The organism is Mesorhizobium sp. M7A.T.Ca.US.000.02.2.1, assembly GCF_003996995.1.
GTDB lineage: Bacteria > Pseudomonadota > Alphaproteobacteria > Rhizobiales > Rhizobiaceae > Mesorhizobium.
The window spans coordinates 1-474 of record NZ_RZTT01000906.1 but is presented as its reverse complement, the minus strand read 5'-3'; the positions used below and the strand labels follow the sequence as shown (position 1 = coordinate 474).

Here is a 474-nt window from a genome sequence, read left to right as displayed (position 1 = left end):
CCCGACCACAGCTTCCGCCCAGCGGCGCGCGCCACAGGGCAATACATCCCATTGGTAGGCCAGCTCGGAGACAAGCACCCGCAACGCCTCGCGGGCTTCGGACGGCTTGGGCGACACGTGACCGGCAAGCAATACGGCCTTAGCCACGTCCAGCGCGGCAGGCTTCGCTTCACTGCCGACAACGATCCGGTCAGCCATTCGGCCGGGCCGGGTAGTCACTTCAATGAAGCGCGCCGAAAGAAAGCTGTCCCAACCCGGCCACGTCATCAGGTCGATTGATTTACCCGGGGATGACGGCTGTTGATCGGCCCACGCGAAAAGCTCGCTCCGCTGCTCCCTCGTGAGCATGTCTAAAACTGACCCGCTGTTGTCCTTCTCGTTCATTCTTCGATCCTCGTTAGATGGGATGCGTTGTTGTTGGCGTTATCGGTACTTTCTGGCCCGAAACTTCCTGCCGTCCTGGTCGTCAAGCAC

The 474-nt window shown here is 61.0% G+C and carries 1 protein-coding gene; it reads right to left on the bottom strand.

The window, feature by feature from the left end; translation table 11 throughout:
- The coding region (locus tag EOD15_RS35380; RefSeq protein WP_210212230.1) for a hypothetical protein at nucleotides 1–384 on the bottom strand (384 nt) is incomplete at its 3' end.
- Nucleotides 385–474: the final 90 nt, after the last annotated feature.